The organism is Streptomyces sp. CoH27, assembly GCF_020181035.1.
GTDB lineage: Bacteria > Actinomycetota > Actinomycetes > Streptomycetales > Streptomycetaceae > Streptomyces > Streptomyces camelliae.
In genome coordinates this window covers 220848-234189 of sequence record NZ_JAIQYY010000001.1, presented here as the reverse complement: position 1 = coordinate 234189, position 13342 = coordinate 220848, and the positions used below count along the sequence as shown (strand labels likewise).

Sequence of the window (13342 nt, the reverse complement as noted above, 5' to 3'; positions counted from 1 at the left end):
GCGTGACCCATCGATCCACGACGTTTCCCGAGGAGTGCACCGTGACCTCGACCAGCCTGCCGGACAGCCTGATCGCCACCCTCCCCGGCTCCGCCTACACGGACCCCGGCATCTTCGCCCAGGAACAGGAGCGCATCTTCGAGACGATGTGGTTCTGTGTCGCGCGTTCGTCGGAACTGGCGAAGCCCGGCGCCTTCCGCACCGTCGACGTGGGCCGCGAGAGCATCCTCGTCACCCGCGCCCGGGACACGTCGATCCGGGCCTACTTCAACGTCTGCCGGCACCGCGGCGCCAAGCTCTGCACCGAGGACACCGGCGAGGTCAAGCGCGCCTTCCAGTGCCCGTACCACGCGTGGACGTACGACCTCGACGGCAAGCTCGTCGCGGCGCCCAACCTCACCAAGATGCCCGACGTCGGCCGGACCGAGTACGGCCTGGTGAGCGTTGCCGTGCGGGAATGGCTCGGCTATGTCTGGGTCTGCCTCGCGGAGAACCCGCCGTCCTTCGAGGAGGATGTGATCGGGGCCGTCGTCGAGCGGCTCGGCGATGTCGAGTCGATCGAGCGCTACGGCATCGAGAACCTCTCGGTGGGCCGGCGGATCACCTACGACGTGCAGGCCAACTGGAAGCTCATCATCGAGAACTTCATGGAGTGCTACCACTGCGCCACGATCCACCCCGAACTCACCGAGGTGCTGCCGGAGTTCGCCGACGGCTACGCCGCCCAGTACTACGTCGGCCACGGCGCGGAGTTCGGCACGGACATCCAGGGCTTCACGGTGGACGGCTCCGAGGGCCTGGACCGCATTCCGGGTGTGTCCGAGGACCAGGACCGCCGCTACTATGCGATCACCGTCAAGCCGCAGGTGTTCATCAACCTGGTGCCGGACCATGTGATCTTCCACCGGATGTACCCGGTGGCCGCCGACCGGACGATCGTCGAGTGCGACTGGCTCTACCTGCCGCACGTCGTGGAGAGCGGCAAGGACGTCAGCCGGTCCGTGGAGCTCTTCGACCGGGTCAACCGCCAGGACTTCGACGCCTGCGAGCGCACCCAGCCGGGCATGAGCTCACGGCTCTACGCCAAGGGCGGTGTCCTGGTGCCCAGCGAGCACCACATCGGTGCCTTCCACGACTGGGTGAACGAGCGGCTCGGTACGCCCCGGCCGGAGTGACCCGGAGGAGGGACGACCGTGGCCCGCGTGGGGGGCGAACGCGGGCCGTACGGCGGTCGTGCCGTGCGCGCTCAGCCCAGGTATCCCATCCGGTGACTGATGTCCTCCGCGCCCTTGACGAGCGCCGGGGCCAGTTCGTGCATGCGCTCCTCGGTGAACCGGTACGCGGGCCCGGAGGCGCTGATCGACGCGATGACCTGGCCCTCCCGGTCCCGGATCGGTGCCGCCATGGCGTGCAGCCCGATCTCCAGCTCCTCCAGGGTCCAGGCGTAACCGCGCTCCCGGGCCTCGGCGAGGTTCTTCTCCAGCTTCGCCTTCGAGGAGATCGTGTGCGGGGTCAGCTTCTTCAGGCCGGCCTCCGCCAGCAGCGCGGCCCGCTCCTTGGCGGGCAGGTGGGCCAGCATGATCTTGCCGCTGGAGGTGGCGTGCAGCGGGGTGAGCTGGCCGACCCAGTTGTGCGCGGTGACGGCGGCCGTACCGCGCACCTGGTACAGGTTGATCGCGTAGTGCTCCTGCATCACGGCGATGTTGACCGTCTCGCCGATCTCCTCGGCGAGACGCTCGCACACCGGCCGGCCCTGCTGGGTGATGTCGATACGTCCCGTGACGGCGCCCGCCAGGCGTACGATGCCGAAGCCGAGCGCGTACTTGCCCCGCTCGCCCGACTGCTCCACCAGGCCGCGCGCCTCCAGGGCGCCGAGCAGACGGAACGCGGTGGACTTGTGCACATCGATCTCGGCGGCCACCTCGCTCACGCCCGCCTCGCCACGCTGGGCGAGGATCTCCAGAACGCTGATGGCCCGGTCGACGGACTGCACTCCGCCGGACGGCGACCCGTTCGTTTCGGTATCCGGACTGTAGTTGCTCATAGCGGAACTATACGCGCAGTAAACAACGAGCCTGCAAGTAACGCGGTGTGAACAAAGATCTTACAAGTTGCGTTGTTCGCAACCTGGTGCACATTGCGGCACCGTACTAGCATGCCGCGCATATCGACGGCGCAAGCGAGACGAGGCGACACATGGCTCCTCTTCACTACGACTTCGTCATCGTCGGCGGCGGATCGGCCGGCAGTGCACTGGCGAACCGGCTCTCGGCCGACCCCGGAAACCGAGTGCTCGTCCTGGAGGCCGGCCGCTCCGACTATCCCTGGGACGTCTTCATCCACATGCCCGCGGCTCTCACCTACCCCATAGGCAGCCGCTTCTACGACTGGAAATACGAGTCCGAGCCCGAGCCGCATATGGGCGGCCGGCGCATCTACCACGCCCGGGGCAAGGTGCTCGGCGGTTCCAGCAGCATCAACGGCATGATCTTCCAGCGCGGCAATCCCATGGACTACGAGCGCTGGGCGGCCGACCCCGGCATGGAGACCTGGGACTACGCGCACTGCCTGCCGTACTTCCGCCGGATGGAGAACTGCCTGGCGGCCGAGCCGGACGACGAGTTCCGCGGCCATGACGGACCCCTCGTCCTGGAACGCGGCCCGGCGACCAACCCGCTGTTCACCGCCTTCCTCAAGGCCACCCAGCAGGCGGGCTACGCACCCACGGACGATGTCAACGGCTACCGGCAGGAAGGATTCGCCAAGTTCGACCGCAACGTCCACCGCGGGCGCCGGCTGTCGGCCTCGAAGGCGTATCTCAAGCCCGCCATGAAGCGGCCGAACCTTGACGTGACCACCCGTGCCCTCGTCACCCGGGTCCTCTTCGAGGGCAAGCGGGCGGTCGGTGTCGAGTACCGGCGCGGCCGGGGCGCACCCCAGCAGGTCCGTGCCGGTGAGGTCATCCTGTGCGGCGGCGCGATCAACTCGCCGCAGCTGCTCCAGCTGTCCGGCGTCGGCAACGCCGCCGAGCTGTCCGCCCTCGGCATCGACGTCGTCCACGACCTGCCCGGCGTCGGCGAGAACATGCAGGACCACCTGGAGGTGTACATCCAGTACGCCTGCAAGCAGCCCGTCTCCATGCAGCCGTACCTGGCGAAGTGGCGGGCCCCCTTCATCGGCCTGCAGTGGCTGTTCAGGAAGGGTCCGGCCGCCACCAACCACTTCGAGGCCGGCGGCTTCTGCCGCAGCAACGAGGACGTGGACTACCCCAACCTGATGTTCCATTTCCTGCCCATCGCGGTCCGCTACGACGGTTCCGTGCCCGCCGGCGGCCACGGCTATCAGGTCCACGTCGGACCCATGTACTCCGACGCCATCGGCTCGGTGAAGATCAAGAGCAAGGACCCGCGCGAGCACCCGGCGCTGCGCTTCAACTACCTCTCCACCGAGCAGGACCGCCGGGAGTGGGTCGAGGCCGTCCGGGTCGCGCGCAAGCTCCTCAATCAGCCCGCCCTCGCCCCCTACAACGACGGCGAGATCTCGCCCGGCCCGTCTGTGGAGACGGACGAGGAGATCCTCGCCTGGGTCGCCAAGGACGGTGAGACCGCCCTGCACCCGTCCTGCACCTGCAAGATGGGCACCGACGAGATGTCCGTCGTCGACCCGGCCAGCATGCGCGTGCACGGTGTGGAGGGCCTGCGGGTCGTGGACGCGTCGGTGATGCCCTATGTCACCAACGGCAACATCTACGCCCCGGTGATGATGATCGCCGAGAAGGCGGCCGACCTCATCCTCGGCAAGGAGCCGCTGGAGCCCTCCAAGGCCGCGTACTACCGGCACCGCGACGCCCAGAAACAGGCAGGGTAGGCGATGGCCGCCGAGACGCTGCGGTCGCTGCTCGGCCGCGTCCGCTACGAGGTGCTCCCGGCGAAGGCGACGGAGGAGAAGGTCCTCGCCCATGTGCCCCGCGACGTCGTGGTCACGGTCACGGCGTCGCCGGTCAAGGGACTGGAGCCGACACTCGGCCTGACCGAGCGGCTCGCGGCGCACGGGTACCGGGTCGCCCCGCATGTGCCCGCACGCTTACTGCGGGACGACGCACACCTGAAGGACGTGGCCGAGCGGCTGCGGGCGGCGGGCGTGGACGACCTGTTCGTGCCGGCGGGCGATGCCGACCCGCCGGCCGGGCCGTACGACGCGGCCCTGCCCGTGCTGCGCCGGCTGAGCGAGCTGGGCAGGCCCTTCGGGGAGCTGGGGATCACCGGCTATCCGGAGAGCCATCCGCTCATCCACGACGACCTCACCATCCAGTCGATGTGGGACAAGCGGTCGCACGCCACGTACATCGTCAGCAACCTGTGCTTCGACCCGCGCGTGCTCGGCGACTGGATCACCCGGATCCGGCGCCGTGACATCACCCTGCCCGTGTACGTGGGCGTCGCGGGGCCGGTGCAGCGGGCCAAGCTGCTGGCCATGGCGACGAAGATCGGCGTGGGGGAGTCGACGCGCTTTCTCACCAGGCACCCGTCGTGGTTCCTGCGGTTCGCGACCCCCGGCGGATATGTGCCGGAGCGCCTGCTCGACCGCGGCGCCGAGGTGTTCGCGAGGCCGTCGGCGGGGGTGGCCGGTCTGCATCTGTTCACCTTCAACCAGATCGCCGAGACGGAGCGCTGGCGGCGAGCGGTGCTGGACCGGCTGGACACCTGAAACCGGCAGCTGCCGACCCCTTGACGGCGTCGGCTCATTCGGCCAGGGTGTTCCACCACAAGCAATGCAGTGCACAATGCGCAACGACTTCATGCGAAGGGCGCGGCTGTGGCAGATCTGTATGTGGCCGGAGAATGGCGTGATCCGGTGGCCGGCGGTCACCGGGAGATCCGCTGTCCGGCGGACGGCACGCTCGTCGCGACGGTCTCTGAGGGCACCCGCCCCGACACCGAGGCGGCGATCGCCGCGGCCCGGCGGGCCTTCGACGACGGCCCCTGGCCGCACACCCCCGAGCGTGAGCGCGGCGCCCTGCTGCTGCGCACCGCCGACATCCTCGAACGCGACGCGAAGGAATTCGCCCGCGCCGAGTCCCTCGACACAGGCAAGCGCCTGGTCGAGAGCGAATACGACATCGCCGACGTCGTCTCCTGCTTCCGCTACTACGGCGGCATCGCCGGCACCAGCGCCGGCCGGGTGGTCGACACCGGCCGCGACGACGCCTTCAGCCGGGTCACCTACGAACCCGTCGGCGTCTGCGGACTGATCACCCCCTGGAACTACCCCCTGCTCCAGGCCTCCTGGAAGGTCGCCCCGGCCCTCCTCGCGGGCAACACCGTCGTCCTCAAGCCCAGCGAACTCACCCCCTCCACGTCGATCCTGCTGATGAAGGCGCTGGAGGAGGCCGGCCTTCCCGCCGGCGCCGCCAACCTCGTCCTGGGCGCCGGAGCCGAGGCGGGCGCACCGCTGGCCGAGGACCCGGCCGTGGACATGGTGTCCTTCACCGGAGGCCTGGCGACCGGGCGGCACATCATGGCGACCGCCGCGGCGACGGTGAAGAAGGTCGCGCTGGAGCTCGGCGGCAAGAATCCGAACGTCGTCTTCGCCGACGCCGACTTCGAGACCGCCGTCGACTTCGCGCTCACCGCCGTCTTCCTGCACTCCGGGCAGGTCTGCTCGGCCGGCGCCCGGCTGATCGTGGAGGACTCGCTGCACGACGCCTTCGTCGACGAGCTCGTACGCCGGGCCCGGCTCATCCGGCTGGGCGGTCCCTTCGACCCCGAGGCCGAGACCGGGCCGCTGATCTCCGCACAGCACCGGGAGAAGGTCGAGGCGTATGTCGCGGCCGGCCTCGCCGAGGGCGCCGTACTGCGCTGCGGCGGCACGCGTCCCACCGAGCCCGCGCTGGCGAGCGGCTTCTACTACCCGCCGACCGTCCTGGACGAGTGCCAGCAGGACATGCGTGTGGTGCACGAGGAGTCCTTCGGACCCGTGCTCACCGTCGAACGCTTCCGTGACGAGGACGACGCCGTCCGCATCGCCAACGACACGGAGTACGGCCTCGCGGGGGCCGTGTGGACACAGGACGCGGGCCGGGCACAGCGGGTCGCCCGCGCGCTGCGTCACGGCACCGTGTGGATCAACGACTATCACCCCTATGTGCCGCAGGCGGAGTGGGGTGGTTTCGGGCACTCCGGTGTGGGCCGTGAGCTGGGGCCGACGGGCCTCGACGAATACCGGGAGCCCAAGCACGTCTGGCAGAACATCCAACCCCGGCCGCAGCACTGGTTCCGCGGCTGAACGCCGAAAAGAGGCCCATCGTGACCCCAGCACAGACCGAGGTGTCGCAGCGGCGCGACACGTCCCCGGACCCCCAGGACCGCACGCCGGTCATCTCCGTGCGCCGGCTGTGGAAGGTGTTCGGGCCGAAGGCCGACCAGGTGCCGGGCTCCGCGGAGCTGTGCGGACTGACCCGCCGCGAGCTCATGGACCGCACCGGATGCACCGCCGCCGTACGGGACGTGAACTTCGAGGTCTCGCCCGGCGAGGTCTTCGTCGTCATGGGCCTGTCCGGCTCCGGCAAGTCCACCCTGGTGCGATGTCTCACCCGGCTGATCGAACCCACCGCCGGTGAGATCGTCTTCGAGGGCGAGGACATCCGCGACGCCGACCCCCGGCGACTGCGCGAACTGCGGCGCAGCAAGTTCTCCATGGTCTTCCAGCACTTCGGGCTGCTGCCGCACCGCAAGGTCGTCGACAACGTGGCCTTCGGCCTGGAGATCCGGGGGATGGGCAAGGCCGAACGCGCCAAGCGAGCCCTGGAGACCGTCGAACTCGTGGGCCTCGCCGGCTACGAGAACTCCTACCCCGACCAGCTCTCCGGCGGCATGCAGCAGCGCGTCGGACTCGCCCGCGCCCTGGCCGGCGACCCCGACGTCCTCTTCTTCGACGAGCCCTTCTCGGCGCTCGACCCGCTGATCCGCCGCGACATGCAGAGCGAGGTCATCCGGCTGCACCACGAGGTCGGCAAGACCATGGTGTTCATCACCCACGACCTCTCCGAGGCCCTCAAACTGGGCGACCGCATCCTGATCATGCGCGACGGCAAGATGGTCCAGTGCGGCACCGGTGACGAACTGGTCGGCGCCCCCGCCGACGACTACGTACGCGACTTCGTCAAGGACGTGCCGCGCGGCGACGTGCTCACCCTGCGCTGGATCATGCGCCCCGCGCAGCCCGAAGACGCCCTCGACGGGCCCGAGCTGGGGCCGGACGTCGTGGTGCGCGAGGCCACCCGTGCCGTCCTGGCCGCCGAGAAGCCGGTCAAGGTCGTCGAGGGCGGCAAGCTGCTCGGCATCGTCGGTGACGAGGAGATCCTCGCCGTCGTCGCCGGTCAGGAAGGCGGTGCGTGATGGCTGTCGCCGCCGACGTGACCGCGCCGGTCGCGACCCTGCGCCGTAAGGTCAGCCGCCCCATGGTGGTGGCGGGCATCCTGATCGCCTGGCTGGTGCTCTTCGCCGTGCTGCGCGGCCGGCAGACGCTGACCCTCGCGGCGGCCGACCTCACCGGTCTGCACCGCTGGCTGAACGACCTCAACGACAGCATCGGGGCCAACCGCAACTCCAACCCGCTCTTCCTGTACTTCTTCAACGAGATCCGGCTGGTCATCGACAACCTGGTGACCTTCGTCCAGTCCCTGATCTCCCAGCCCACCGGCACCCGGCCCGTCCCGCAGATCGGCTGGCTCGGCGTCGTCGGCATCACGGGCTACGTCTCCTGGGCCGTGGCGAACTGGCGGGTGGCCCTGCTGGCCGTGGTCGGCTTCACCTTCTTCGGGCTCCAGGGCCTGTGGCAGGAGAGCATGGACACCCTGGCGCTGACCCTGTCGGCCGTCATCGTGGCGCTGCTCATCGGCATCCCGCTCGGCGTGTGGGCCGGACTGTCCGACCGGTTCAACCGGATCATGACGCCCTTCCTGGACTTCATGCAGACGATGCCGACCTTCGTCTACCTCGCCCCGCTCACCCTGATCTTCCTGATCGGCGGGGCCTCGGCGGTGATCACCACGGTGATCTACGCGGCACCGCCCGCCATCCGCATCACCGCGCACGCCATCCGCTCGGTGCCCGAGACCACCGTCGAGGCGGCGGACTCGCTCGGCACGACACGCACCCAGCAACTGCTCAAGGTGCTGCTGCCGATGTCCAAGCGCACGGTCGTCATGGGCGTCAACCAGACCATCATGGCCGCCCTGGCCATGGTGACCATCGCCGCCCTGATCGACGCGCCCGGCCTCGGCAAGACCGTCGTGCAGGCCCTGCAGTCCCTCGACGTCGGCACCGCCTTCAACGCCGGTCTCGCCATCGTCGTCATGGCGATCGTGCTCGACCGGGTCACCACGGCGGCGGCCGCGCGCACCGAGGCGGCCCGGCGCACCGGCGGCGGCCTGCTGAAGTGGCGCCGGCCGCTGCTGGCGGCGGGCGGGATCGCGGTCGCCGTCCTGGTCTATCTGTCCCACACCTACGTCTGGGCGGCCGAGTTCCCCGGCAGCGGCAGCACCGGCAGCCACATCGCGAGCGCGGCCGACACCACGACCACCTGGCTCCAGGACCACCTCTCGGGCCTGACCAACGCCCTGCGGGACGTCATCACCAACGGTCTGCTCAACCCGTTCCAGGCCCTGCTGACCGACTCCCCGTGGTGGCTCGTCGGCATCACCCTGGTCGCGCTCGGCGCGGTGCTCGGCGGCCGCTGGGCCGCGGTGACGGCCGCCGTGTGCGTCGGTCTGCTGGTCGGAACGGGCGTGTGGTCGGACGGCATGACGACCCTCGCCTCGACCGCCGTGGCCACGGTGCTGGTGATGCTGTTCGGTGTCGTCTTCGGCGTGTGGATGGGTCGCAGCGCGCTCGTCGACCGGCTGATACGTCCCACCCTGGACGCCGCACAGGTCATGCCGCCGTTCGTCTACCTCGTGCCGTTCCTCGCGCTCTTCGGCGCGACCCGGTTCACCGCGATCGTCGCGGCCGTCGTCTACGCGGCGCCCGTCGCCATCAAGATCATCGCGGACGGGGTGCGGAACGTGCCGGAGACGACCGTGGAGGCGGCCACCTCGGCCGGGTGCAACACCTGGCAGATCATCACCAAGGTTCAGCTGCCGATGGCACGCAGCGCCCTGACACTGGCGACCAATCAGGGCCTGATCTATGTGCTGTCGATGGTTGTGGTGGGCGGCCTGGTAGGGGCCGGCGCCCTCGGCTACGACGTCGTGGCCGGATTCTCGCAGGGACAGCTGTACGGCAAGGGGCTGGCGGCGGGGCTCGCCATCGTACTGCTGGGAGTCATGTTCGACCGGATCACTCAGGCTGCGGCGCGACGCACCAGGGCATAAGGAGCACGACACCATGGCACAACACTGGCGAGCCGGCGCGGCCGGCCTGGCCGTCCTCGGCCTCACCCTCACGGCCTGCTCGGGGGCGAAGGTCGGCGACAGCACCTCCGCGGGCGCGAAGTCCTCGGGCGGCAAGTGCAGCACCTTCAACCTGGCCGTCAACCCGTGGGTGGGCTACGAGGCGGACGCGGCGGTCGTCGCGTACGTGGCGCAGCACGACCTCGGCTGTACGGTCCAGAAGAAGGACCTGAAGGAGGAGATCGCCTGGCAGGGCTTCGGGACCGGTGAGGTCGACGCCGTCCTGGAGAACTGGGGCCACGACGATCTGAAGAAGAAGTACATCACCGGCCAGAAGACGGCCGTGGAGGCGGGTTCGACCGGCAACAAGGGTGTCATCGGCTGGTTCGTGCCGCCGTGGCTGGCCAAGGCGCACCCGGACATCACCGACTGGAAGAACCTCGACAAGTACGCCGACCAGTTCAAGACCTCCGAGTCGGGCGGCAAGGGCCAGCTGCTCGACGGCGACCCCTCCTACGTCACCAATGACGCGGCCCTGGTCAAGAATCTGAAGCTGAACTTCAAGGTGGTGTACGCGGGCAGCGAGACCGCGCTCATCCAGGCCTACCGGACGGCCGAGAAGAACAAGCAGTGGGTGATCGGCTACTTCTACGAGCCCCAGTGGTTCCTGTCCGAGGTGCCCCTGGTGAAGGTCAACCTGCCCGCCTACACGACGGGTTGCGACGCCGACGCGGCGAAGGTGGCCTGCGATTATCCGGTGTACGACCTGGACAAGATCGTCAGTTCGCAGTTCGCCAAGTCGGGCAGTCCGGCGTACAACCTGGTGAAGAACTTCCACTGGACGAACGACGACCAGAACACCGTCGCCAAGTACATCGCGGTGGACAAGATGTCGGACGACGCGGCGGCCAAGAAGTGGGTCGACGCGAACCGCGACAAGGTCGATGCCTGGCTGAAGTAGCCGAGAGTCGACAAACGGCCGAAGACGCCCGGTGGGCGGTGCGTTCAGGTATGCACCGCCCACCGGGCATTGCCGTGTTTCGGCTGTTGTCCGGGTCACCGACCCCTTGACACCGTTCCTGAGCAGTGAGCGGGCGAGTCCGCGCACTGGCACGCCCCGAACGGTTTTGGGCGCACTGGTCATCCGCTTTCGCATCCCGGGCGGCGACGCGGATCCTGTCCGTGTTCCGGGCCGGGCGGGCGAATTCCCTGACGACCTGGCCAAGTGAGTACAGCCAGAGGCGGCGGGGAGGCCCTGAACCATCTCTCCGGTGGAGCAGGGGCCCCGCGCGCTGGAGCCGAACTCGGCGTTCCAGATCGCGCTGCCACGTTAACCCGCACCCCGCGCAGTGCTGCAAGCCCGTGAGCCGACCACCACACGATCGAGCTAAAGCGCCCTCTGTGCTGAGCCCTTGACACCCCTTCTCGGGGCGGGCACATTGAGTTGCGCAACCTGAATCAAGTTGCGCACAAAGCAACTAGGCCGGTTTCAAGTTCGGAGGTTGGGCGATGGCGGGACCCCGAGTGGTGATCATCGGAGCGGGCGTCGTGGGAGCGGCCCTGGCGGACGAGATCTCCGCGCGCGGCTGGACCGAGGTGACCGTGGTCGACCAGGGCTCCCTCCCGGCCACGGGCGGATCCAGCTCGCACGCTCCGGGCCTGGTCTTCCAGACGAACCCCTCGAAGACCATGACGGAGCTGGCGCGCTACACCGTCGAGAAGTTCTGCTCCCTCGACGTCGACGGCAAGCCCTGTTTCCTGCAGGTCGGCGGCCTGGAGGTGGCGACCACCGCCGAGCGCCTCGCCGAGCTGCACCGCCGGCGCGGCTGGATCACCGCCTGGGGCATCGAGGCGCACCTGCTGAGCCCCGACGAGTGCGTGGAGCGGCACCCGTTGGTCGACCGGGACAAGATCCTCGGCGGCCTGTTCATCCCCACCGACGGTCTCGCCAAGGCCGTCCTCGCCGTCGAGGCCCAGATCCGCCGGGCCACCGAGCGCGGTGTGCGCTTCCTCGCCCGGCACGAGGTCCTCGGCATCCAGCAGAGCGAGGGCCGCGTCACCGGCGTGGTGACCGACCAGGGCGAGCTGCCCGCCGACATCGTCGTGTGCTGCGCCGGCATCTGGGGTCCGAAGATCGCCCGTATGGTCGGTATGAACCTGCCGCTCACCCCGCTCGCCCATCAGCTCGCCTGGACCGGGCCGGTCCCCGCCCTCGCAGGCCAGACCGAGGAGGCGGTCCGCCCGATCCTGCGCCACCAGGACGCCGACCTCTACTACCGCGACCGCTACGACGGCCTTGGCATCGGCTACTACGGCCACCGGCCCATGCCCGTCTCCGCCGACGACATCCTCTCCGTGGACGAGGCCGACCAGATGCCCTCGGTCCTGAAGTTCACCGAGGAGGACTTCGAGCCCGCGTGGACCGAGACGCAGTCCCTGCTGCCCTCGACCCGCGAGGCCAAGGTCGAGGAGGGCATCAACGGCCTGTTCTCCTTCACCACCGACGGCTACCCGCTGCTCGGCGAGTCCCCGGACGTCAAGGGTTTCTGGGTCGCCGAGGCCGTGTGGGTCACCCACTCCGCGGGCGTCGGCCGGGCCGTCGCCGAATGGCTGGTCGACGGCTACTGCTCCTCCTTCGACCTGCACGAGTGCGACGTCAACCGCTTCGAGCCGCACCAGCTGTCCCCGGAGTACGTCCTGGCACGCGACTGCCAGAACTTCGTCGAGGTCTACGACATCCTCCACCCCCTCCAGCCGACCGGGAAGCCCCGCCCGATCCGCACCAGCCCCTTCTACGCGCGCCAGCAGGAACACGGCGCGTTCTTCTTGGAAGCGAACGGCTGGGAGCGCCCGCAGTGGTACGAGGCGAATGCCGGGCTGGTCGAAGGCCGTTCGATCCCCACCCCCAACGGCTGGGCCGCGCGCTACTGGTCGCCGATCGTCGGCGCCGAGGCCCAGGTCACCCGCGAGACGGTCGCGCTGTACGACATGACGGCCCTCAAGCGCCTGGAGGTCAGCGGCCCCGGTGCCGCCGACTTCCTGGAAGGGCTGGTCACCGGCAAGGTCGCCAAGTCCGTCGGCTCGGTGACGTACACCCTGCTCCTCGACCAGGACGGCGGCATCCGCAGCGACATCACGGTGGCCCGCCTCGCCCGCGACCTCTTCCAGGTCGGCGCCAACGGCAACCTCGACCTCGACTGGTTCACCCGCCACCTGCCCGCCGACGGCACGGTCCAGGTCCGCGACATCACCGCCGGCACCTGCTGCATCGGCCTGTGGGGCCCGCTGGCCCGCGAGGTGCTCCAGCCCCTCACCGACGAGGACTTCTCGAACGACGGCCTGAAGTACTTCCGCGCCAAGCGCGCCTACATCGGCAGCGTCCCGGTCACCGCGATGCGCCTGTCGTACGTCGGCGAGCTGGGCTGGGAGCTGTACACCACGGCCGATCAGGGCCAGAAGCTGTGGGACACTCTCTGGGCCGCCGCCCAGCCGCTCGGCGGCATCATCGCCGGCCGGGGCGCCTTCAACAGCCTTCGCCTGGAGAAGGGCTACCGCTCCTTCGGCACCGACATGACCTACGAGCACGACCCCTACGAGGCCGGCGTCGGCTTCGCCGTCAAGCTCGACAAGGGCGACTTCATCGGCAAGGCCGCGCTGGAGCGCCGCAAGGCGGACGTACGGCGCAAGCTGTCCTGCCTCACCATCGACGACCCGCAGGCCGTCGTCATGGGCAAGGAGCCGGTGTACGACGGTGACCGCGCCGTCGGGTACGTCACCAGCGCCGCCTACGGCTACACCGTCGGCAAGGGCATCGCCTACGCATGGCTCCCGGCGGAGCTGGCCACCCCTGGCACCACCGTGCACATCGGCTACTTCGACCAGCGCATCGAGGCGGTCGTGGCCGAGGAGCCGCTGTTCGACCCGACCATGTCCCGCCTCCGTGGCTAGCCA

The 13342-nt window shown here is 69.2% G+C and carries 9 protein-coding genes; 8 read left to right on the top strand and 1 reads right to left on the bottom strand.

The genetic code is table 11. The annotated features are described in order from the left end of the window. Positions 1-41 precede the first annotated feature (41 nt). On the top strand, positions 42-1175 hold the full coding sequence (locus tag LE548_RS01120) for an aromatic ring-hydroxylating dioxygenase subunit alpha (RefSeq protein ID WP_225094661.1): 1134 nt from the start codon (positions 42-44) through the stop codon (positions 1173-1175). Between the two features lie 71 nt (positions 1176-1246). Here LE548_RS01120 and LE548_RS01115 read toward each other — a convergent pair whose 3' ends face one another. After that, positions 1247-2044, bottom strand: a complete 798-nt coding sequence (locus LE548_RS01115; protein WP_225094660.1) for an IclR family transcriptional regulator — start codon at positions 2042-2044, stop codon at positions 1247-1249. Positions 2045-2196: 152 nt separating this feature from the next. On the opposite strand from LE548_RS01115, the gene betA reads away from it, so the two are divergent. The 7 genes from betA to LE548_RS01080 all read left to right on the top strand — a co-directional run bounded on the left by betA (position 2197) and on the right by LE548_RS01080 (position 13339). Further along, a complete protein-coding gene (gene betA, locus LE548_RS01110; RefSeq protein WP_225094659.1) occupies positions 2197-3867 on the top strand; it encodes a choline dehydrogenase in 1671 nt (556 codons plus the stop codon). A gap of 3 nt (positions 3868-3870) precedes the next feature. Then, on the top strand, positions 3871-4707 hold the full coding sequence (locus LE548_RS01105; protein ID WP_225094658.1) for a 5,10-methylenetetrahydrofolate reductase: 837 nt from the start codon (positions 3871-3873) through the stop codon (positions 4705-4707). Between the two features lie 108 nt (positions 4708-4815). Next, positions 4816-6285 (top strand): aldehyde dehydrogenase family protein, encoded by a 1470-nt coding sequence (locus tag LE548_RS01100; protein ID WP_225094657.1) that lies wholly within the window; start codon positions 4816-4818, stop codon positions 6283-6285. 20 nt (positions 6286-6305) lie between these two features. Then, a complete protein-coding gene (locus tag LE548_RS01095; protein ID WP_225094656.1) occupies positions 6306-7397 on the top strand; it encodes a glycine betaine/L-proline ABC transporter ATP-binding protein in 1092 nt (363 codons plus the stop codon). Then, on the top strand, positions 7397-9373 hold the full coding sequence (locus tag LE548_RS01090; protein WP_225094655.1) for a proline/glycine betaine ABC transporter permease: 1977 nt from the start codon (positions 7397-7399) through the stop codon (positions 9371-9373). The genes LE548_RS01095 and LE548_RS01090 overlap by 1 nt, the downstream gene beginning before the upstream one ends. Positions 9374-9386: 13 nt before the next feature. Continuing rightward, positions 9387-10352, top strand: coding sequence for an ABC transporter substrate-binding protein (locus tag LE548_RS01085; protein WP_225094654.1), 966 nt, complete (start codon positions 9387-9389; stop codon positions 10350-10352). A gap of 548 nt (positions 10353-10900) precedes the next feature. Further along, positions 10901-13339: an FAD-dependent oxidoreductase gene (locus LE548_RS01080; RefSeq protein WP_225094653.1), complete on the top strand. Its 2439-nt coding sequence runs from the start codon at positions 10901-10903 to the stop codon at positions 13337-13339. Positions 13340-13342: the final 3 nt, after the last annotated feature.